The organism is Nitrospirota bacterium (assembly GCA_004296885.1).
GTDB lineage: Bacteria > Nitrospirota > Nitrospiria > Nitrospirales > Nitrospiraceae > SYGV01.
Map to the genome: position 1 here is coordinate 15,508 of SCVN01000018.1, position 20,227 is coordinate 35,734.

Consider the following 20,227-nt stretch of genomic DNA (forward strand, 5'->3'; position numbering starts at 1 on the left):
CGGTTGAATCCTTGCTGCCTTTCTCTGCATCTCACCCAATAACGACAACGGGCCTGCCTCAACCATAGGAGAAAAGAGGTCTTTTCGCGCCTCGCCCGGGCATCATTCTGGCATTGATTCACTGTCACCGCCGAACAGGGAGGTACCGGCATGAGTCTCACGGTCACGTTCAAAGGCGGAACCAAATTTACCGTCGGCAGCGGGAAGCACCGGGTCGTCACCGATCAACCGATTGAGGACGGCGGAACCGACGAAGGCATGAGTCCGGTGGAACTGTTCATCGGCTCGCTGGCCAGCTGTGTCGGCTATTTCGTGACCCGGTACTGTGCGCGGCACGGCATCCCCTCTGAAGGTTTCACCATCGAGACGGATTGGTCCATGGCCGAGCAGCCTCATCGGGTCGGGTCTGTGGAGATGTCATTGCACCTGCCGACAGCCCTCACCCAGGCCCAGCAAGAACGGCTGCTCAAGGTCGCCCACGGCTGCACGGTCCACCAGTCGCTGGCGGTCCCGCCCAACGTTGCGATTACCTTGCTCACGGCGGATCAGTCATGACGAACCACGAGGGCCCGGGCATCACGAGACGCAGATTGCTCGCCGGGGCGGCGGGGGGACTGGCCCTGGCCTTGACGGGAGGCCGCCTCTGGTCTCCGGCGGAGGAGGCGGCAGCAGAAACCGGCGACCAGCCGGCCGCTCAACCGCTGATCACACATGTGGCCCGTCCCCTCGATGCAGAAACTCCGTCCCAGGTCTTCACCCAGTATCTGACGCCGAACGACCAGTTCTTCATCCGCAGCCACTTCGGCCCCCCGGCTCCGGCATTGGTGGCCCCAGCCTCCTGGCGGTTGAGCGTCGCCGGATTGGTGGAGCGGCCGCTCAGCCTGAGCCTGGATGATCTCTCTAAATTCGAAGAGGTCAGCATGACGGCGGTGGTACAGTGCAGCGGGAATGGACGAGCGTTTCACCGCCCCAAGGCGCCCGGCGTGCAGTGGGAAACAGGCGCGGTGGGCAATGCCCGCTGGACCGGCATCCGCCTGCGCGACGTGTTGCAACGAGCCGGGCTCAAGGCCCGGGCGCAACACCTCCAATTACAAGGCGCCGACCGGCCGGTGGTCGCCTCCGTCCCGCTCTTCGTGCGCAGCATTCCCCTCAAGAAGGCGCTCCATCCCGACACGATCCTGGCCACTCGGATGAACGGAGCCCCCTTGCCGCTGCTGCACGGGGCGCCTCTACGCTTGATCACGCCAGGATGGATGGCGGATTCCTGCGTGAAATGGCTGACGGACCTGACCCTGCAGGCAGAGGAGGCCAGGGGCTACTACATGGAAACGGCCTATCGGTATCCCAGCCGTCCCGTCAAGCCCGGGGAGGTCCTCGCGCCTGAGGACCTGAAACCGGTGGAAGCCATGGTGGTCAAGTCATTGATCGCTTTTCCGAAACAGGGAGCCACCCTCTCCAGCAGCGCCGTAATGGTCCAGGGGGTGGCCTGGACCGGCGAGGGTCATATCGAGAAGGTCGAAGTCTCGACTGACGAAGGCAAGACCTGGGAGCAAGCCAGACTCGTCGGCGAGGACGTCCCCTATGCTTGGCGTCAGTGGCAGTTCCTCTGGCGTACGAAGGGATCGGGCCAGCGGACGATTTTGTCTCGCGCCTCGGACGATCGCGGGCAAGTCCAGCCGATGTCGAGTCCCTGGAATCCAGGCGGCTTCCTCTGGAACGGCGTCGATCGGGTGCAGGTGCAGGTCACGGAGGCATGAGCGTGCATGTTCGACCCCAGAAGCCGTTTCTTTCGAGGCTCATGACGCTCATCCTGGTCATGGTGGGCATGATGGGATTGCCCTCCTTCACAATGGGACAGGCCGAAGAGCCGACCACCGATCAGCAGGCGCAACGGCTGCTGGCTTCCCGCTGTTCCGTCTGTCACAGCCAGGATCTGGTCCAGCAGCAGAGGCTCCCGCGCGATCGTTGGGAGGCTACTGTCACCAAGATGGTCCATTGGGGAGCCCAACTGGACAAGGAAGAAGAAGCGATGCTGACAACCTATCTCGCGACCTATTTCCATCCGGAGGCGGGGCCGGTCGTGGCATTGCCTGCCGCCCCATCAATCCAAGCCGACCAAGCCGGCCGGGAATCCGGCGCCGCGCCGACGCCCGGCGGGGCCGCGGCCAGGGGCGCATCACTCTACAAGCAGAACTGTCTCCCCTGCCACGGGGAAGCGGGAAACGGCGGTGTGGGACCCAAGCTGGCGCGCAATCCCATCCTGACCCAGGCAGACCGATTCCGGACGACGGTCAGCCAGGGACGCGGCGCCATGCCGCCCTGGGGCGCCGTGCTGCGGCCCCAAGAGATCACGGACATTCTTGCCTGGTTGAATACGCTTCACGACTAGCGACCGTACACGCGTTATTGTGGGAGGGGAAAAGATGAAGATCAGAAGAGCCGTAGCCCTGAGCCTGGTGCTGTTCGTGGGCGTCGCCTTGGGATTCTTCCCGAAACCGCTGTTCGGCGGCGATCAACAGCGGGCGAAGGACCTGGTGCAGAACACCTGCGCGCAGTGTCACCGTTTCGAGGGCCAACCCGAATCCCGCTTCAATCTGAAAGCTCCGGGTTTGATGTGGGCCGGCAGCAAGTACCAACGGCCCTGGTTGATCCGATGGCTGACCGGCAAGGAGGCGCCGCTCTATGCCAAGGGCTATCGCTGGGACCAGGACCAGAAGCCGGTCAAGCACATGACGGTCTCGCCGGCCGAGGCCGAAGCGATCGCGGACTACTTCGACCAACACAATAAAGACCAGCGGGTGAAAGTCGGCGCATTCGACCTGTCGAAGGTCTCCAAGTTTGAGGCCTCGTTCGGCGGGATGGCCTACAAGGCGCACGCCTGCCTCGGCTGTCACGTGATCGAAGAGAACGGGAAGATCATCGGCGGCCCGCAAAGCGCCTCGCTCGTCGCAGCCGGCCAGCGCTACAACCAGGATTGGCTCTTCCGCTTCGGGCAGAATCCGCAGGATTTCGTGCCCCACAGCGGGGAGTTTCTGGCAGACGCCACCGAGCCGCAGCTGCGCGCGGTGATCGGGTTCTTAATGGTGCAGGGCGTGAAGGACTTCAAGTACTACGAGCCCTGGACGAGTCCGGAGTTCGGGACGGCCAGCGTGGACCGTGGTAAGGTCATCTACAAGGAATATTGTGCGCAATGTCACGGGGCGACCGGAAAAGGCGACGGCCCCGCCGCGTCAGGGTTGGAGCCGAAACCGGCGATCCACGCGAACATTCCCTTCGACAAGGTGCCGATCGACTATTTGTACAACGTGATCAATCACGGGGGCGCGGCGATGGGCAAGTCGCCGAACATGCCCTACTGGGGACTGACCATCGGGCAGCAGGGCGTGGCCGATGTGATGGCCTACCTGAAGGCGACCTTCAAGGGCGGGGCTGAGGTAGCTCAGGCTGCGCCAAGCGGCGGAAGCCCGTCCGGCGTCTGTCCGCAACCGCGGAAGACGGTGAAGGCACCGGAAGAGTTCCTGGGGAAAACCAACCCGCTGCCGGCCTCTGTGGGCACCATCAACGCGGGCAAGACTCTGTTCCTCCAAACCGCGCAGCCGGTTGCCTGCGCGATGTGCCACGGCAACGAGGGGAACGGGCAGGGGTTCATGGGCGCGGCCCTGATCCCGCCGCCGCGCAACTTCACCTGCGGCAAGATGATGAAGGACCTTCCGGACGGACAGTTGTTCTGGATCATCAAGAACGGCTCGCCCGGCACGGGGATGATGTCCTTCGCCGGCCTGCCGGACGACCAAGTCTGGCAGTTGATCCATTACATTCGGTCTCTCGCAAAATGAGCCCTCAGCCTTCAGCGGTCAGCAAGGAGCTGATGGCTGAAAGCTGACAGCTTCCTCAAGGAGTCGATCATGGCGACGTTTATCATTTCCGGCAGCCGGGGGACCGATGACCCCACAATGGCCACGCTGCCCTTCATGGCGGCGAAAGTGGCGAAGGAACAGGGGCACGACGTCGTGTTATGGCTGTGGAACGAAGCGGTCACGCTCGGACGCAAGGGCACAGCCGACCATGTCACAGGGGTCAATTTAACCCCGCTGAAGGACTTGCTCACCGCCGTGCAGGCGGCGAATATTCCCCTCTGGGTCTGCGGCGCCTGTGCCGTGGCGCGACAGATCAAGGAATCGGATCTCGTGGCCGGCGCGTCGATCAAGGGCATGCCGGATTACATCAAGGCCGTCGCCGAACGGGACCGGAACGTCACATTTTAAGAGTTTAAGAGAGAGGCGACCATGGCGCGCACGGTGGTCATGCGCGGGGGCATGGGGACGAGGATGGGACCGGGCGTGGGCGGCAGGCATGAAGGCGGCGGCGGCGACCGATCGGACGCCTCGCCGTGAGGTCCGGCGCCGCGATGAGGACCATGGTAGCCCTGGTCCTCCTGCTGTCCCTCGTAGATACCGTTGCCAACGCCTTTGGCGCAGAGCCGCAGGAAGCCGACCTCGTCGTGTTCACGCGGGAGGGCTGTCCCTACTGCGACGCGGCGGCGCAATTCCTTGCCCGGCTCCAGCGCGAGCGCCCCGGACTTCGTCTGATCGTCAAGGATGTGGGGAAGGACCGGAGCGCGGGGCGGCAGCTTGAGGAACTGGCGGCGCAGAAGGGCGTCACCGCCTTGGGCGTTCCGGCCTTTTATCTCCGCGGGGAACTGCTCGTCGGCTATGGAGGTCCGGACAGCACCGGCGCGCAGATCATCGGCCTCTTGGATTGGCCTCGGCCTCGAACGGAACCGGTCCCGCTTGGCGCCTGCGCGCCGAAAGGTCCGGAGACGTGCGGGGCACCTGCGGTCACACCGACACTGGAGGCCGATTCGGTCCAGACCGCCTGGTTCGGCCGCCTGAACGCAAGGGACATGGGACTCCCGGCGTTTACGCTGGCGCTCGGCTTGCTGGACGGGTTCAACCCCTGTGCGATGTGGGTTTTGGTGTTTTTGCTGTCCCTGCTCGTCAATCTCCGGGACCGCTGGAAGATGTTCATCATCGCCGGGACCTTCGTCGCGGTGAGCGGATTGGTGTACTTTGCGTTCATGGCGGCCTGGCTGAACGTGTTTGTCCTGGTCGGGTTGTCGCGGGCCTCGGAAGTCGTCCTCGGCGGGATTGCCGTCATGATCGGCGCGATCAACGTCAAGGACTTTTGGGCATTCCGGCGCGGGATGACGCTCGGTATCCCCGAAGCCGCCAAGCCGGGGCTCTATGCGGGAATCCGGAAGGTCCTCTCCGCGGAGCGTCTTCCGGAGGCACTGGCAGCGGTGGCGCTGCTGGCCTGTCTCGTCAACGTCATCGAGCTCCTGTGCACCGCCGGCTTTCCGGCTATCTACACGCGTGTACTCACCCTGCGCCAGTTACCCTGGTGGGAATACTATGGCTATCTGGCCTTGTACAACGTGGCCTATGTGCTGGACGACAGCCTCATGGTCGCGATCGCCGTCTTCACCTTGAGCCGCAGCAAGCTGCAGGAAAAAGCCGGCCGGTGGCTGAAGCTCGCGAGCGGCCTCGTGATGCTGGGGTTGGGGGCGGTGCTGGTCGTCGCCCCGCATCGGTTGGCCTGAGGACTGCCCCGGCGCAACGCCGTGATATCGCAGACACGAGCCCTCCTCTTCTTTGCTTTGCTTCCCTGCCCTGTCGCTTTCCGCCACAACCTCCTCCGCCATCTGTAGCAGGCCTCCTCCCTGCTCCTGGCCCTTTCCGAGACTCAGAATTAACCCATTGAGACACAAGCTAAATTAGGCGATCGGTCGATGGCTCTTGTGGCATCGTGTTTGCTCACCTAATTTATGTAGAAAAGGACACGATGAGAAGCATCCGCTTTCATGGCCGAGGGGGACAGGGGGCCAAGACCGCCAGTCGGATCGTCGGCACCGCCGCCTTCTTGGAAGGACTCACGGCGCAGGACTCACCGCTCTATGGCGCCGAACGTCGGGGTGCGCCTGTGTCGGCCTCTACCCGCATCGGTCGCGAGCCGATTCGGGAGCGCGGCCTGATCTTGCAGCCCGATCTGATCATCATCGCGGACGAGTCGTTGATCGACGACTCCTCCGCGCGCGTGTTGGACGGCCTGTCCGAACGGACCGCCGTGTTCGTGAATACCGCGCTGGGATCGGAGCAGGCGCGGGATCGGTTCCGCATTCCCGGTCGCGTGACCGCGTTGGATCTGACCGATATGACCCTCCGGCAGTTCGGCAAACCGGTTGCGCTGAGTGCGCCGCTCGGCGCCGTCGCCTGCCGGTTGCTCGGACTGAAGGCCGAGAGCCTGCGGGCGGCGGTCGCCGGGGAGCTGGCCGATCTGGGGCTGCCCGAGGCAGTGATCGAGCGCAACCTCGCGCTGGCCGCCTCCTGCTACGAATCGGTGCCGCTGGTGCCAGTGGAGGAAACGGCCGGAGCGATGCCGGCCCCAGTCCCCCTCTGGACGCCTGTGTACGAACCGCCGACGGTCGGCTCCGCTCGGATCAGCGCGAGTGCGAATTCGCCGCTGCACGAAACCGGCGGGTGGCGGACCTTCCGGCCGGTGCTGGTGCCCGACAAGTGCAACGGCTGCTGGCTCTGTTTCGTCTATTGCCCCGATGGCGTCATCTCCATGACGAAGGACGACTTGCCCCTCATCGATTACGACCATTGCAAGGGGTGTCAGATCTGTGTCCAGGAATGCCCGACCAAGGCGCTCGTGGCCGAGCGGGAACAGGAAGGAGCGGGGACATGGCGGGCGAAATGATGACCGGCAACCTGGCGGCGGCCTGGGGAGCGAGACTGGCGGGGGTGGATTACATCCCGGCCTTTCCCATCACGCCCCAGACGGAAATCGTGGAGGCGCTGGCCGAGTGGTGCGACTGCGGGGCGATGCCGGCGCGGTTCGTGATGATGGATTCCGAACATTCCATGATGACGGCGGCCGGGGCCGGCGCCGCGACGGGAGCGCGGGTCTTCACCGCGACCTCCAGCCAGGGGCTGTTGCATGCCTTCGAAGTGCTCTATTCGGTCGCCGGCTGGCGCGTGCCGCTCGTGCTGGTCAACGTCTCGCGCGCGCTGGCCGCGCCGATCACGCTGGAGCCGGATCACAACGATGTGCTGGCCGCGCGGGATGCCGGCTTTCTCCAGATCCACGCCGAGACCTGCCAGGAAGTGCTGGATTCCATCCTGATGGCCTATCGCATCGCGGAGGATGAGCGGGTGATGCTGCCGGTGCTCGTCAATCTGGACGGGTTCTATCTCTCGTTCACGCGCGAGCCGGTGATCGTACCCGATCCCGAGAAAGTGGCGGCGTTCCTCCCGCCGTTCCGTCCCGCCCATCTCGGCTTCAAAGCGTCCGCGCCTCATGCCTTGGGTGTGGCGGTCCTGGGCGGGACACCCTATACCTATTTCCGCCACCAGATGCACCTGGCCGCCATGAATGCCTTGCAGGTCCACCGGGAAGCTGCCGCCGATTTCGAGCGGCTGTTCGGGCGGCGGTACGATGTGGTGGAAGGCTATCGACTGGACGATGCGGAAGACGTCCTGGTCATGAGCAACGCCTTCGCGACCAAGGGGAGGGCGGCGGTGGACGCGGCGCGGGCCAAGGGCCGGCGGGTCGGGCTCCTGCGCCTGCGGGTCATCCGCCCCTGGCCAGCGGAGGCCATCGTGGCTGCATTGCGCGGCCGGCGGGCGGTGGGTGTGCTGGATCAGAACCTCGCGCCGGGCCTGGGGGGCATTCTCGTGCAGGAAATCGCCGCGACGCTGTATCACGATCCGGAACGGCCGAAGGCGATCTGTTCGTTTATCGGCGGGCTGGGCGGCAAGAATATTCACGAGGGGGAGTTTGACGCGATCGTCGCCCGGATGGAGCAGGCAGGCAAGGCCGGTCGAGGAGAAGGCCCGGTGCTGCTCTATACCGAAGCCGAACATCGCGAGATGGCACAGTTGCAGGTTCTGGCCTCTGCATCAAGAGCTGATCGTTGATGGCTCATCACTGAGAGCTTCTGTCATGCCCTGGCAACGCGAGACGTTTAAAAAGATCAAACAGATTCCCCGCGAGGAGCATGTGCTGCCCGGCACGTCCCTCTGCGCCGGCTGCGGAGGATTGGAAGCGCTGCGGCTGGCCGCGAAGGTACTCGGCGACGATGTCGTGTATGTGAATGCCGCCGGCTGTTTCACGATGCTGGCGGCCTATCCTTTCACGCCGTTCAAGGGATCGTGGCTCTATACCACGATGGGCTCGGCGCCGGCCGGCGCACAGGGGGTGCGCGACGCATTGGATGTGTTGATCGCCAAAGGGCGGCTGCCCCAGCGCGACGATCTCAAAGTCGTGGTGCTCGGCGGAGACGGATCGACCTACGACATGGCCCTGTCCTCCACTTCCGGGGCCATTTATCGTGGCCTCGATTTCTATTATTTCTGCTACGACAACGAGGCCTACGGCAACACCGGGGTGCAGCTCTCGGCCGCGACGCCGTACGGCGCGCGGACGACGACCTCGCCCTGCAGCCTGCAGCATCCCGCCGGCACGATCCAGGAGAAGAAGGACATCTTCGAGATCTGGCGCGCACACAAGCCGCCCTATATCGCCACGGTCGCCCCGCGCTATCCGCTGGATCTGGCCGAGAAGTTTGCGCGCGCCGCGACATTCACAGGGCCCAAACTCTTTCTCGCCCTCTCCGCCTGCCCGACCGGCTGGCTCTACGATCCGGGCGAGACGCCGGAGGTCGCCAAGCTGGCGGTGGAAACCGGTCTATGGCCGTTGAAGGAAGCGATCAACGGGGCAGTCACCCACACCTACCTTCCCAAGCGTAAGCCGGTGGAAGAGTACCTCAAGTTACAGGGCCGGTTCCGGCATCTGTTCGAACCGACGAAGCAGGAGGAGGCGATCCGCCACATCCAGGAGCGCGTGGACGCCTATTGGCAACGGGTGACCGTATGAGCGTCCCGCGGCGTCCCGGACTATCGGTGGTCGTGGTATTGCTGGCGCTGGGCTCCGTGAGTGCGAGCGCGTCAGGCGCCTCGGCCACCGAGCGGCACATGATGCAACCGTTGGTGCCAGCAGACCAACTCGAACCGGCCAGAGCCATGGCCAACCCGCTTCCCGATGCATCCGAGACCATCGAGAGGGGCAAAGCTCTCTACGAAGGCAAGGGCGCCTGTTTCAACTGTCACGGCAAGAGCGGGCAGGGCGATGGACCGGCAGCGATGGGACTCGATCCTTCCCCGCGGAACTTTCATCACCATGGATTCTGGCGCCATCGCACGGAGGGCGAACTCTTCTGGGTGATCAAGCACGGATCGGCCGGCACCAGTATGATCGGCTTCGGCAACGTCCTGTCCGATGACGAGATCTGGAGCCTGATCCGTTACCTGCGTACCTTCGCCGGAGGTCATGGGCCTGGCAAAGGCATGGGCCCAGGCCGCGGCAAGGACCGCATGGGGCCCAGAGGGGCAGGCTGTTGCGGAGGGGAGACGGGCGACCGATGAACCGCTCATTGTTGTACGAGGTCGTGGTCGTGGTCGGATTGTGCGGAGCCCTGGCCGGCTGCGCACCGGTCGTCCAGGAGCACCCCCCGGTTACGACCCCCGATGCCAGAACGGCGCTCGGGCTGACGGCGCAGGACAGTCGCGAGCATCGCGCCGTGATGCTCCAACATCTGGAGACAGTGCAGGCGATCGTGGCGGCGCTGGCCGAGGAGGACTTCGTGCGGGCCCAAGGGCTCACCGAGGCCCATCTCGGATTTTTCATGCACCGGCAGGCGATGGCCGGACAACATCCTGAATCCTTCCCACCGGCCTACCACGACCTCGCCATGGCCCATCACGAAGCGGCTGAAGCCCTGGCCAGGACGATGCCCTCGCGCGATCTGAAACAGATTCTTCCGAAGCTCGACGGGGTGTTGAAAGCCTGCGTCGCCTGCCATCTCTCATTCAAAGTCAACGAGAGAAGTTAGACGGATCCAGCAGGAGAGGCGTTCAGAACCGGCTCCACCCTGATCCTGGCATCCACGATCCGGCACCCTTCGCCCGGCGGCAACGCGAAGAGAGGGTTCAGGTCCACCTCCGTGATCTCGGGAATCTCCTCGACCAACCGCGACACCCGCAGCAACACCTCTTCGATCGCCTCGAGATCGGCCGGGGGATGGCCACGGTAGCCTTCGAGGAGCGGGAAGCCGCGGATGCTCCGGACCATCTCGCGCGCGTCCCGGTCGGTCAGGGGCGTGATGCGAAAACAGACATCGCGGAGGATTTCGACGTGGATGCCGCCGAGCCCGAACGCGATCAACGGTCCGAACAGCGGGTCATGCGTCACCCCCACCATCAGCTCGACGCCCCCCGATACCATCGGCTGCACGATCACCCCGTCCATGGCATCAAGCCGGTTGTCCAGGGCCAGCCGGTCGCGGATCCGCGCAAAGGCCCGGCGCACCGCATCCATGTCCTGCAGGTTCAGTATGACCCCGCCGACTTCCGTTTTGTGGACCAACGTGCGTGAGGCCAGCTTCATTGCCACAGGAAATCCCACGTGCCGGGCCATCGACGCCGCTTCGTCCATCGTCCGCGCCAGCCCGCCCGGCGCCACCGGCAGCCGGATGGACGTCAGCACGACCTTCGTTTCTTCGGCCGATAGCCATCCGATGCCCCGCTCCTCAATGGCGCGGCGGCACAACCGCCGCACCGGCTCCAGATCCAGATCGTCGAAATCGGGGATCATGCCGAGCGGCTGGGCCCGCCAGTCCGCATAGGCCGCCGTTTTGCTCAGCACCAGCGCCGGCGTCTCGGGAAACTCGTAGACGGGGATGCTGAGGCGGGCCAGTTCGTCCGGGCCGGACGTCTGTTCCTCCTCCCCCATCCAGCAGACCAGCACCGGGAGGAGCGGGGCCTGGTCCGTTCCCGATGCGACTCCGTCCCGGATCGCCTGCGCCAGGCTCCGTGGATCGAGCGCCCCCGCCGAGACGTACAAGACGATCAGCGCATCCACTTCGCCGGACCCGGCGATGACCGTCAGCGCCTGCCGAAAATCTTCCGCGCGAGCCGAGGCGATCAAATCCACGGGATTCGCGAGTCCCGCCGTCGGAGGGAGGAACGAAGCCAATTGCGCCTGCGTCCGCTCGGAAAACGCGGATACCAGGAGACCGCCCGCTTCGCACCGATCGGCGCAGAGGATGGCCGGGCCGCCCGCGTTGGTCACGATCGCCACCCGCCGGCCCTTCGGGAGCGGCTGCGCACCCAAGGCCACGGCCAACGCAAACAGTTCTTCCAACGTGTCGGCGCGAATCACGCCGGCCTGGTGGAACAGGGCATCCACGGCCACATCGCTAGCGGCCAACGCGGCCGTATGGGACCCGGCGGCACGGCGACCGGCGCTGGTCCGGCCCCCCTTGACCGCCACGATGGGCTTGCGCCTCGCCACGCGCCGCGCGATGCGCGCGAAGCGGCGAGGGTTGCCGAAGGACTCCTGGTAGAGGAGGATCACGTCGGTGCGCGGGTCTTCTTCCCAATATTGCAGGAGGTCGTTGCTGGAGACATCGGCCTTGTTGCCGACGCTCACGAAGGTGGAGAGGCCGAGGCGCAGCCGCTTCGCCGCCGCCAGGACGGCCAGTCCCAGCGCACCGCTTTGCGAGGCCATGGCCACGCCCCCGGCCGGCGGGAAGATCGGGGAGAACGAGGCGTTGAGACGGACCGACGGATCGGTATTGATCAGGCCCAGGCAATTGGGTCCGACCATCCGCATGCCGGAGCCCCGCACGGCGCCGAGCAGCCGGTCTTGCCGCGCCCGGCCTTCGGCTCCCACTTCGGCAAAGCCGGCCGTGATCACGACGAGGGCCCGGACGCCTCGTGCCGCACAGTCCTCCACGACGACCGGCAGGGCCGGCGGCGGCACGGCGATCACCGCCAGATCGACCGGGTCGGGAATCGCCCGCACGGAGGGATAGGCCTGGAAGCCGGCGATGGTCTGCGTCTGAGGGTTGACGGGATACAGGGCCCCGGCAAACGAAGCGGCGCGCAGCGCCGCCAGCAGCCGCCCGCCGATGGAAGCCGGGTCCCGCGAGGCGCCGACCACTGCCACGGAGCGGGGATGGAAAAAGGGACGCAGGGACGCAGTCGTCGCGAGACGCTCCCGCAGCTCCGACCGTTCCACTCCGGCCGCCGTAGACAGCAACGACAACTCCACCTCCATGTCACCGCCCTCCAGTGCCTCGTGCGTCGTAAAGCCGGACTCCCGAAACACCTCGCGCATGGCCAGGTTGTCCGCATGCGTCACGGCCCAGAGCCGGACGTACCCCTGCCGAACGGCCAGCAGCGCCAGCTGCTCCAGCAGCAGCGTGCCCAACCCCTTGCCATGCAAGGCGCCATCCACCGCCATCGCGACCTCCGCAGTCCGGTCGTCTTTGGCCATATAGGACCCGGCAGCGATGATACATGGGGCGCCCTCGACTGTGCGCGTGACCAGCAGCGTCATCAACGCATGGGGATCGGAGGTGTCGCAAAGGGCGGCGATCAGGGAAGGCGAGGGGACAGTTTCAGAAAAAAACCGATGACGCTTGGCTTCAGACGAGAGACGATCGACGAAAGCTTGCAGACTGGGTTGATCGTCGGGCCCGGCCGGTCGAATGAGAGCCGTCGTGCCGTCCCGAAGGATCAGGTATCCAGCACCGGCCGGTCTCCAGCCAAAGTCCTGCAAGGAAGGGGGAAGAAAGAGCGGACGCACATGAGAAGGAGCCATCCGTCACATTCTCCGCACAGAGCTATGTCGTACCGCCGTTGCGAAACGGATCCACGCGGTGAGGATGCTTGCGACCGCTCTTTTTCCAATCATTCCAGGTACTGGCGGCGCTCTTCATCCTTCGGTTCATAGGCAGAGACCTTACTAAAACTTAGACACCGCAAGCATGATGTAGTAGAGCAACAGCCCCAAAAGTATCAGCAAGGGCATCAGCCGCAGCCAATCCCGGCTCCAGAAGAACCAGGAGCGGGCATAATCCAGCTTGGTTTTATGAGGTTGCGCCAGCGGTCTGATGATCGTCGTCCGGGCCACGGTGGCCACCGGTTGCGAGAAGCGGACTCCGCCGAAACTATCCCTGCCTGGCTTGGGGAAAGAACTGAGCGTTATGGCCTCGCCCTGGGCCCCACCCGAACGGCTCACCGGTTCGGCGGCGCCCGGCGCCGGTTTGGGTGGAAGGCTCGGCTCTTTCGCAGGACACAGAGCTTCAGGTTGAGGGCTCGGCGGCACCACCTTCGCTGGTTGCGCCTGCGGTTGGGGACGAGGCGCCGCAGCGACAGGAGACGCGCCGCACACCTCGGGCAAAGGGGCCTGGAGAACCGACGGCGGTTGGGACGAGGACGGCTCGACGGTCGCCACAGGAGGCGGCGCCGGGATGTCCGGTCGAGGAGGCAAGGCTGGCGGCCTGAGTTGCCGCTTGAGAATGTTGCTCAGTTCTTTACAGCCCTCCAAGCCCAACAGCAAAATGTCGTCCAGCGTCAGGATGGACACCAGCCGCCCATCCGCGCCCACAATAGGGAGGCGCCTGATCCCGTGGCGCCCCATCAAGGCGATGGCCGCGCTCACTTCTTCGTCGGCGCGCATGACCACTGGGCGGGGGGACATGACTTTCCGCACCGGCACAGTCTTTGCCCCCACACCGACCGCCGTGACCCGCACCACGATGTCCCGATCCGTAACGATGCCGATCGGCCGTCCGTCTTCCACCACGAGGACGGCGCCGACATCACGTGCAACCATTAACTGAGCCACCTCCAAGACCGGCGCCTCGGGCGGAACCGTATAGACGGTGGCCGCCAGTCCAGGATCTGGAGCGAGGCCGGCTTCTTCCTTGCTCGTCACCATAGGACCGGTTTTGGTTGGACGATCGGCACAAGACCGAGGCGTTCCAAGACAGCCCTCCCACCGACTGGCGTCTGTTCCTGCCCGTGTACGTTCCCGAAGTCGTCGCCAGCCGTGCGCGCCATTGTACACGGCTCCTTGACCGGAGTACAGCCAACGCTCTAGTTGGTGCAACGTAAGGGGTGAGGGGTAGATGGGCGGCCGGAGCACGACGGCGAGACGTTCAGCTCACGGCATCGAAGGGCGCCATCAGGCGAATATAGGAGACCACATCTTTGATCTGCTCGTCCGTCAACCGACCACGCCAGCCATGCATGGGCGAAAACAGCACCCCATGGGTCACGGCAACGAGCAGTTCCCAGTCCGACTTGGACCGGGATTTCAGCGCCTGCAGGTTGGTCGGCGCCACGATCAAATAAGGCGCATCGGGCCCCTTGCCGTCCAGCGCCAGCCCGTGGCAGCGGAGGCAATGCTGTTCATAGACAGCCTGGCCGCTCTTTGTATTGCCCCGAAAATCCTGGGCGGCCACCCAGGAATGGCCGAGGAGGATCGCGACGAAACCGAGAACCAGCGTGTGTGTCGTCTTCATGAGTCTCTCCTTATGATGGACATAGACCGTGCCCGCGTCTCTTAGGCGGTCAGTTCCGCATAATGAGCGGCGACGGTTTGCCTGAACGCTTCCCGAAGTTCTTCCCCCTGCAATTGCCGGTTGGAGAGCTTCCGCAGCCGCGCGGCCAGCTCGGCGTCCCCCAACGCGCCCTCCACCCACCGCACCAGATCCTGGCGCTGATCGTGATATTCCAAGCTCGCGATGGGAAGCGACGGCAAGAGGTGCAACAACTCATAGAGGCTGGCCGCCTCCTTGCCGAGATCCGTCCGCGCGTCGCGGAATCGAAAGCGTTTCTCCGGCGGCAGCGGCACGTCCAGATACTTGTAGTGGTGGCGCGTGTGGGGCACCCGCCGGATCGCCGGACGCAACCGCACCACCGGCCCGCCGCAAAGCAGCGCCGAGCCTGGCGCCAGCGCCGCCATGTTCACGCTACCCGTGCCGCAGGTTTTGCAATGGCGCTGCACGGCTTGCACCGACTCCGGTTCGGTCATGCGCGTCAACAGACAGTGGTGCATCTCCCGGAGCACGGCCTGATCCAACCGATCAGGTCTGTAGGAGACAAAGGCCCAGCCTCCTCCCTCCAAGAGGGGCAGGATGCCCGCCGCCACATCCCCATCGGCCGACAACAGCGATTGCTGCGCCTCTTCCAACACGATCCAATGGGGTCGATACTTGCGCTCCCGTAAGGGGCGCAGCACCCGGACCAGTTCGGCGATATAGGCATTGCGCTGCGGAACCGGATACCGGCTCAGATCCAGCACCACCGAGACGCCGGCCGCGTCCAGCAGCGACACGACCGCGGGCGGAGCCGGCAAGGAGGCCGCATCGCCCTCTAGCGCCAGAAACCGGGGCAGGACCTGCAACCCCCGAAAGTCCCCCTCCGGGTCGATCAGGAGCACCTGATAGCCTTCATGGTGCAGCCCTTCGGCCAGCAGGCCTACCATCCAGGATTTGCCGGTCCCCGAGTCGCCGAACACCCCCAAGTTCCGCCCGGCCAGGCGCGAGGCAGGGAGCGTCACGTCGCGCCCTTCATCGTCCTGCCCCAGAAGAATAGGCCGGTCTCTCCGGAGCGGCATATCGAGATAGCGCCCGGCCAAGGGATAGCGCTCCAGCACCTCCAGCACTCCGGCCGGCCCGGGCTTGCCCGCCACCACATCGGCCATCTCGCACACGGCCGGGACCGCGTCTTGTACGGCCACGGCGACTTCGGCCAGGGTCAACATGGACAGGTCGTTCTCCGCGTCTCCGAAGGCGGCCAGATTCCTGGCCGAGAAACCGCACAAAGCCAGCAGCCGCTCCAGACCCGTCCCCTTGGACGTTCCCGGCGGCACAACCATCAGGGCCCCCTTATTGTATTCGACCGAGGCTTCGCCCCCGTGGGCGCCGAGCACCTGCCAGACAGCCTGTTCGTGCGGGCACCATGTGGCGGCAATCGCCAGACCCCGCTCGAACGGAATACCGGCGTCGGTCAACGCCTTCAGGAGGCGCGGATGGAGTTGGCCGAAGGGCAGGTACAACTCGCCGCTCGCCCGGTGCGCCAGCACCGCGCCGTTCTCCCAGACGATGCCGGTGAACAGCTCGGCCAGCGGCCCCAGCGACACCGAATCGAATCGCCGACCCGTGACAAGAAAGAGGGCATGCCCCGAATCGCGGCACCGCTCCAGCGCCGACGCCAGCTCGACCGGGACCTTCCCCTCCACCGCGAGCGTCCCGTCGAAATCGAAGGCCATCACGCGGCGATCCATGCCTGCCTTTCGATGCAGCGCGCCGGTCGGTTAGACCGTCGATCCGTTCGGCTCGGATCAGATTCCCACCAGAACCCGGTGACCGCAAATCTTTTTCAGGGTATCCAAGACCTCCTCGCAGGAGAGAGCTTGTGCCCCTTTCCACTTGGCCTCTCCGGCCTGCAACACGAGGTCGTTGATGGAGAGAACTCCCCGGAGCATGCTCCCTTGATCCACCACCGGCAGGCGCCGCACTTTCTCGGTCGCCATGGTCCTGAGTGCCGCCCTGGCATCGTCATCCTCGGCGCAGGTATAGGCCTTGCCCGTCATCGTCTCCCACACGGTGATGTAGGAGGCGGTCCGTCCCTTCGTGGCGACGGCCATGCAGATGTCCCGATCCGTGATCATGCCGATTACCTTACCGTCATGGTCCACGACCGGCAGCGAGCCGCAGTCGAAGTTCCACATGGACTCGGCGGCCTCGGCCAGGTTGGTGTGCGGGTGGCAGGAATGGACGACGGTCGCCATCACGTCACGGACTTTCATGTCACAACTCCTTTCGCGGTCTGGCTCAGCCGCACATCCCTGTTCAGCGCTCCCACCGGACGCGGATGAGCTGTTGATTGCGGGAATACCGTAAGGTGAGCGTCCCGTGATAGGCATGGCGCAACGCCTCGCCGATGCCTTGCGCCAAGTGCATGTCGGTGGTGGTCACTTCCACGCTGCTGTTTTTCTGATCGACCTTCATGACCCGCGAGAGGGGATGTTCCGCCTTGGCCTTCGCCTCTTCATTATGGATGAGTCCCAGGATCTCGTCCCGATGCGCGGTGAGGAACGGCCCCTGCAGGGTCAGAATCCCGGATGGGTTCTGGTCGCTGATGCGCTCACAGGCCGGACAGATCGCCGCATGGGCTTTGGCCGGCCTGATCCCCCAGATCCAATGTCCCTTGTGAAACACCGCCCCGCATCGCGGACAGGCGGTCGGTTCCCGGAACTTACCGCGGGCTTGGTACACGTCATGCCGGGCCTCTTGAATCGTCCGATCCCTGCGCGCCACCCGGACTACCGGATTGCCGTTGGACTTACCCGCTCGTACTGCCATACAAAGGCTCCTCCTGAAAGGCTTCGGTTGAACTCTGTTACGTTACGCGCGCGATGCGCGCGGCCCTTCGCGCAACGATGCAGCCGCGGCCTGTAAATATCGGACGACCGCCGCATCTTCGACTTGCGCGAACTCCTCATAGTGGTTGCCGACGGCGAAGAACGGCTCCGGCGTCATCAGACAGACCAACGCGTCGACCTCCCGCTGCACCCGCAGCAGGGTCTCCCGTGGCCCGACCGGAATGGCCGCCACCAGTCGATCCGGCTTGAGCTTCTTCACCGCCGCGATCGAGGCAAAAAAAGTGGACCCCGTCGCAATCCCGTCATCCACCAACACAATCGTCTTGCCGGTCATCTGCGGCAGAGACCGGCCGCCGCGGTAAAGGGCCTGCCGCCGGGTAATTTCCTCTTCCTGGACTCGAATCGGCTTGTTGAGGTCCTCGCGGCCCAAGCCGAGATCCCGCAGCCCTTCCCGATTCAGATAGAGCGCGCCGCCTTCCGCCACTGCTCCAACGGCATATTCCGGGTTGCCGGGCGCACCCAGCTTGCGGACAATCAACACATCCAGCGGCAGGTGCAGCGCCAGGCTCAACATATAGCCTACCGGCACCCCGCCACGGGGCAGCGCCAGGATCAACGCCTGGGGGTCGTCCCGATAGGCGCTTAACCGTTCCGCCAATAATCGCCCCGCTTCTTCCCGATCCCGCAAGATGAGCACGCCACGTCCTCCTGTTCGGCCCTCACCGGTTCGGGATCCGCCCCGCCGGACATTCCAATGCGGACCGGAAAGACGGCTGGGAGGACCGGCCGCTCAGGCCACCTTGACCTCGATGCTCTTCGGCTTGGCTTTTTCCGACTTCGGCAGGTGCACCTTGAGCAAGCCGTCCTTGCAATCGGCGGACACCTTGGACGCATCCGCATCTTCCGGCAAGGTGAAACTGCGCATGAAACTGCCATAGGCTCGTTCCACGCGGTGGTATTTCTTGCCCTTCTCTTCTTTCTCGTATTTCCGTTCCCCCGTGATCGTCAGCACATCCTCGTCGACGGTCAGCTTGATGTCTTCTTTTTTCACTTCTGGCAACTCGGCCTTGATCAGATATTCCTTGTCGTCCTCGGTGATGTCCACGAGCGGGGCCCACTCGGCCACCGTCATGGCCTCCTCTTTGTCGCCGTTCTTGCGGACCGGCGCGCGGCCGAACATCGTGTTCAACCGACTCTGCATATCCTCCAGTTCCTTGAACGGATCCCAACGTGTGATGGCATTCATAGCAACTCCTCCTTGTTGTGATGGAAGCGCGTTTGCCGCTTACCTTGAGATCTTGGTAGAATGACCGTAATCAGCGAGGCCTTGTGAGCCGTACCGCCCCCTTGTCGACTCCCCCGAACGAGGTCGGGCGTCTTCTCGTTGAAGACCCTCGTGCCTGTGTCCAACTCCGTGCAGGTCCACAATCTTCCCGCAGATGAGACACCGCCATCCCACAAGAGGATGAACCTCCTCGCCCGGTCGCAACCCCGGCAGCCGCACCATGACCATCAGCCGGCCGCAACGCTGACAATGGCCGGGATTAACCCGCTTAGACGTGAACACTGCGGCCCCCTTTCCTCCCCGGTTGGAGGACGTAGCGCCCCGTCCCCTTCGGCGTGAGGCAGACGCGGCCTTCCCGGCTGAGACGATCCACCTCGAGGAAAACCTGATTCCAGCTCAGGTCGGGGCAGGCCATGACCACTTCGTCCAGTAGACAGCCGGGCATTTGCGAGACCGTCTCGAGAATCCGGTCGGCCACCATCAACTGTCGGTTCATGGTACCCTCCTGGTTTTTTCCATAAGAGTCGAGATCGTCTCCTTCCGACTCTGCATGCCCGATGCCAGGACGAGCGGAAAGATCGGTTTTGTAACCCATTGAAACATAGCCTTGTTCTTGTGTTCTCTCGGAAGCGCATAAACCGGCGCGGCATTTCAGGACAGTGGGATAAACGGATACTGTGGACTCACGCCACAGACTAATGATCATCGGGAGAGATTCGGCGAAGAATCCGGTCCGGGAGCGCTAAGGGTAACCCTTCGTCCGGAGAGTTGACCACCGGCAAGAGATGCTTACTTCCTAACGTGGGAGGGTAGAGAAGCGGATGACGGTTCGCAGCCGAAGGTTGGTGACTCGCCCTCATGCAGCCAGCGTGCAAAGGGCGCCGCTCCTGTGCCGGAGCGGGATCGATCCGAAGGGACGCGCCGCCTCGCAGGTGCCCGTAGGCACAACCGGAGTTGGGCGGTGGCCCAAGGGAGGCGCGGGATGGCTAAGCGAGAGTGACCGCTGGGTTGTCCGGATCGGTTCTGGCCAGTCGGCAGGTTCGGTGGCCCACATGAGGGCGGGCCCGTTTTTTGTTACAGTTGCTCCGGTTCCTGTCGTTCCGCCTCAGCCAGCAATCCGTAGGCAAGCAAGCGAGCTTCCCGCAGCGACAAGGATGTCGCTCCGTTCCCTTGGGGCTGGTCCCCATGAATGGTGAGGATGAGTCCCTTGGCATCGAACATCGGTTCCAAGGAAATCGGCTGAATGGTCCGATCAATGACCTTGATCATGTCTTCCTTCCTCGCAGGCCGACCGCCGGCGCCTACCTGGCGGTTTTCAAGGCTTTCGTCAACGTCTGCACGACTGTAACGCGGGCATAGTACTTGCCGTTTGCCTCCACCACCGTCCAGGGGGCCCAGGTGGTGCTGGTCTTCTCCAGCATCTCCTCCACCGCTTCGTAGTACCGATCCCACTTCGCACAGTTCCGCTCATCTTTCCCAATGCGCTTGTAGGAACGGAAAGGGGCCACGCGGGCCTTGAACCGACGCAACTGCTCGTCCTGGAACCAGGCGCCACCTTGGCTCCAGAGCTGAATCGGTGCATGCCGGATGCCAGCGAGCAAGGGGAGCGCGTGCCATCCGTATGGACCGTCAAATGCACCG

22 protein-coding genes are annotated in these 20,227 nt (G+C 64.3%); 11 read left to right on the forward strand and 11 right to left on the reverse strand.

All coding sequences use genetic code 11. The features are described from left to right. Positions 1 to 150 precede the first annotated feature (150 nt). From EPO61_11000 to EPO61_11050, 11 genes are all read left to right on the forward strand, one after another. A complete protein-coding gene (locus EPO61_11000; GenBank protein ID TAJ07968.1) occupies positions 151 to 555 on the forward strand; it encodes an OsmC family peroxiredoxin in 405 nt (134 codons plus the stop codon). Further along, positions 552 to 1,757: a sulfite oxidase-like oxidoreductase gene (locus EPO61_11005; protein TAJ07969.1), complete on the forward strand. Its 1,206-nt coding sequence runs from the start codon at positions 552 to 554 to the stop codon at positions 1,755 to 1,757. Before EPO61_11000 ends, EPO61_11005 begins: the two co-directional genes overlap by 4 nt. Continuing rightward, positions 1,754 to 2,389 (forward strand): c-type cytochrome, encoded by a 636-nt coding sequence (locus EPO61_11010; protein ID TAJ07970.1) that lies wholly within the window; start codon positions 1,754 to 1,756, stop codon positions 2,387 to 2,389. Before EPO61_11005 ends, EPO61_11010 begins: the two co-directional genes overlap by 4 nt. A gap of 34 nt (positions 2,390 to 2,423) precedes the next feature. Then, on the forward strand, positions 2,424 to 3,836 hold the full coding sequence (locus EPO61_11015) for a c-type cytochrome (protein ID TAJ07971.1): 1,413 nt from the start codon (positions 2,424 to 2,426) through the stop codon (positions 3,834 to 3,836). A gap of 69 nt (positions 3,837 to 3,905) precedes the next feature. After that, positions 3,906 to 4,265 carry a sulfur reduction protein DsrE gene (locus EPO61_11020; protein TAJ07972.1) on the forward strand — a complete coding sequence of 120 codons (360 nt, stop codon included), beginning with the start codon at positions 3,906 to 3,908 and terminating at the stop codon, positions 4,263 to 4,265. A gap of 143 nt (positions 4,266 to 4,408) precedes the next feature. Next, positions 4,409 to 5,599 carry an NrdH-redoxin gene (locus tag EPO61_11025; protein ID TAJ07973.1) on the forward strand — a complete coding sequence of 397 codons (1,191 nt, stop codon included), beginning with the start codon at positions 4,409 to 4,411 and terminating at the stop codon, positions 5,597 to 5,599. 242 nt (positions 5,600 to 5,841) lie between these two features. Further along, positions 5,842 to 6,759, forward strand: a complete 918-nt coding sequence (locus EPO61_11030) for a 4Fe-4S dicluster domain-containing protein (GenBank protein ID TAJ07974.1) — start codon at positions 5,842 to 5,844, stop codon at positions 6,757 to 6,759. Then, positions 6,744 to 7,979, forward strand: coding sequence for a pyruvate synthase (locus tag EPO61_11035; GenBank protein TAJ07975.1), 1,236 nt, complete (start codon positions 6,744 to 6,746; stop codon positions 7,977 to 7,979). Before EPO61_11030 ends, EPO61_11035 begins: the two co-directional genes overlap by 16 nt. Positions 7,980 to 8,004: 25 nt before the next feature. After that, a complete protein-coding gene (locus tag EPO61_11040; protein TAJ07976.1) occupies positions 8,005 to 8,937 on the forward strand; it encodes a pyruvate synthase in 933 nt (310 codons plus the stop codon). After that, positions 8,934 to 9,485 (forward strand): c-type cytochrome, encoded by a 552-nt coding sequence (locus tag EPO61_11045; protein TAJ07977.1) that lies wholly within the window; start codon positions 8,934 to 8,936, stop codon positions 9,483 to 9,485. The genes EPO61_11040 and EPO61_11045 overlap by 4 nt, the downstream gene beginning before the upstream one ends. Continuing rightward, the gene (locus tag EPO61_11050) at positions 9,482 to 9,952 is read left to right on the forward strand and encodes a hypothetical protein (GenBank protein ID TAJ07978.1); all 471 of its coding nucleotides are present in this window, start codon (positions 9,482 to 9,484) and stop codon (positions 9,950 to 9,952) included. The genes EPO61_11045 and EPO61_11050 overlap by 4 nt, the downstream gene beginning before the upstream one ends. Here the strand turns inward: EPO61_11050 and EPO61_11055 are convergent. From EPO61_11055 to EPO61_11105, 11 genes are all read right to left on the reverse strand, one after another. Continuing rightward, positions 9,949 to 12,726, reverse strand: coding sequence for a GNAT family N-acetyltransferase (locus EPO61_11055; protein TAJ07979.1), 2,778 nt, complete (start codon positions 12,724 to 12,726; stop codon positions 9,949 to 9,951). The two genes, EPO61_11050 and EPO61_11055, sit on opposite strands and share 4 nt — an antisense overlap. 144 nt (positions 12,727 to 12,870) lie before the next feature. Then, positions 12,871 to 13,848: a CBS domain-containing protein gene (locus EPO61_11060; protein ID TAJ07980.1), complete on the reverse strand. Its 978-nt coding sequence runs from the start codon at positions 13,846 to 13,848 to the stop codon at positions 12,871 to 12,873. Positions 13,849 to 14,068: 220 nt separating this feature from the next. Further along, positions 14,069 to 14,434 carry a cytochrome c gene (locus tag EPO61_11065; protein ID TAJ07981.1) on the reverse strand — a complete coding sequence of 122 codons (366 nt, stop codon included), beginning with the start codon at positions 14,432 to 14,434 and terminating at the stop codon, positions 14,069 to 14,071. 41 nt (positions 14,435 to 14,475) lie between these two features. Next, on the reverse strand, positions 14,476 to 16,200 hold the full coding sequence (locus tag EPO61_11070; protein ID TAJ07982.1) for an HAD-IIB family hydrolase: 1,725 nt from the start codon (positions 16,198 to 16,200) through the stop codon (positions 14,476 to 14,478). A gap of 57 nt (positions 16,201 to 16,257) precedes the next feature. Next, on the reverse strand, positions 16,258 to 16,842 hold the full coding sequence (locus tag EPO61_11075) for a CBS domain-containing protein (protein TAJ07983.1): 585 nt from the start codon (positions 16,840 to 16,842) through the stop codon (positions 16,258 to 16,260). After that, positions 16,769 to 17,281, reverse strand: coding sequence for an ATPase (locus EPO61_11080; protein TAJ07984.1), 513 nt, complete (start codon positions 17,279 to 17,281; stop codon positions 16,769 to 16,771). Before EPO61_11080 ends, EPO61_11075 begins: the two co-directional genes overlap by 74 nt. Positions 17,282 to 17,323: 42 nt before the next feature. Beyond that, positions 17,324 to 17,998 carry a phosphoribosyltransferase gene (locus EPO61_11085; GenBank protein ID TAJ07985.1) on the reverse strand — a complete coding sequence of 225 codons (675 nt, stop codon included), beginning with the start codon at positions 17,996 to 17,998 and terminating at the stop codon, positions 17,324 to 17,326. A gap of 93 nt (positions 17,999 to 18,091) precedes the next feature. After that, complete coding sequence (locus tag EPO61_11090; protein ID TAJ07986.1) at positions 18,092 to 18,547, reverse strand: Hsp20/alpha crystallin family protein; 456 nt, start codon at positions 18,545 to 18,547, stop codon at positions 18,092 to 18,094. A 307-nt stretch (positions 18,548 to 18,854) separates the two neighbouring features. Further along, positions 18,855 to 19,082, reverse strand: coding sequence for a hypothetical protein (locus EPO61_11095; GenBank protein ID TAJ07987.1), 228 nt, complete (start codon positions 19,080 to 19,082; stop codon positions 18,855 to 18,857). Between the two features lie 578 nt (positions 19,083 to 19,660). Continuing rightward, complete coding sequence (locus tag EPO61_11100) at positions 19,661 to 19,855, reverse strand: hypothetical protein (protein TAJ07988.1); 195 nt, start codon at positions 19,853 to 19,855, stop codon at positions 19,661 to 19,663. 32 nt (positions 19,856 to 19,887) lie between these two features. Further along, positions 19,888 to 20,187, reverse strand: a complete 300-nt coding sequence (locus EPO61_11105) for a hypothetical protein (protein TAJ07989.1) — start codon at positions 20,185 to 20,187, stop codon at positions 19,888 to 19,890. Positions 20,188 to 20,227 lie beyond the last annotated feature (40 nt).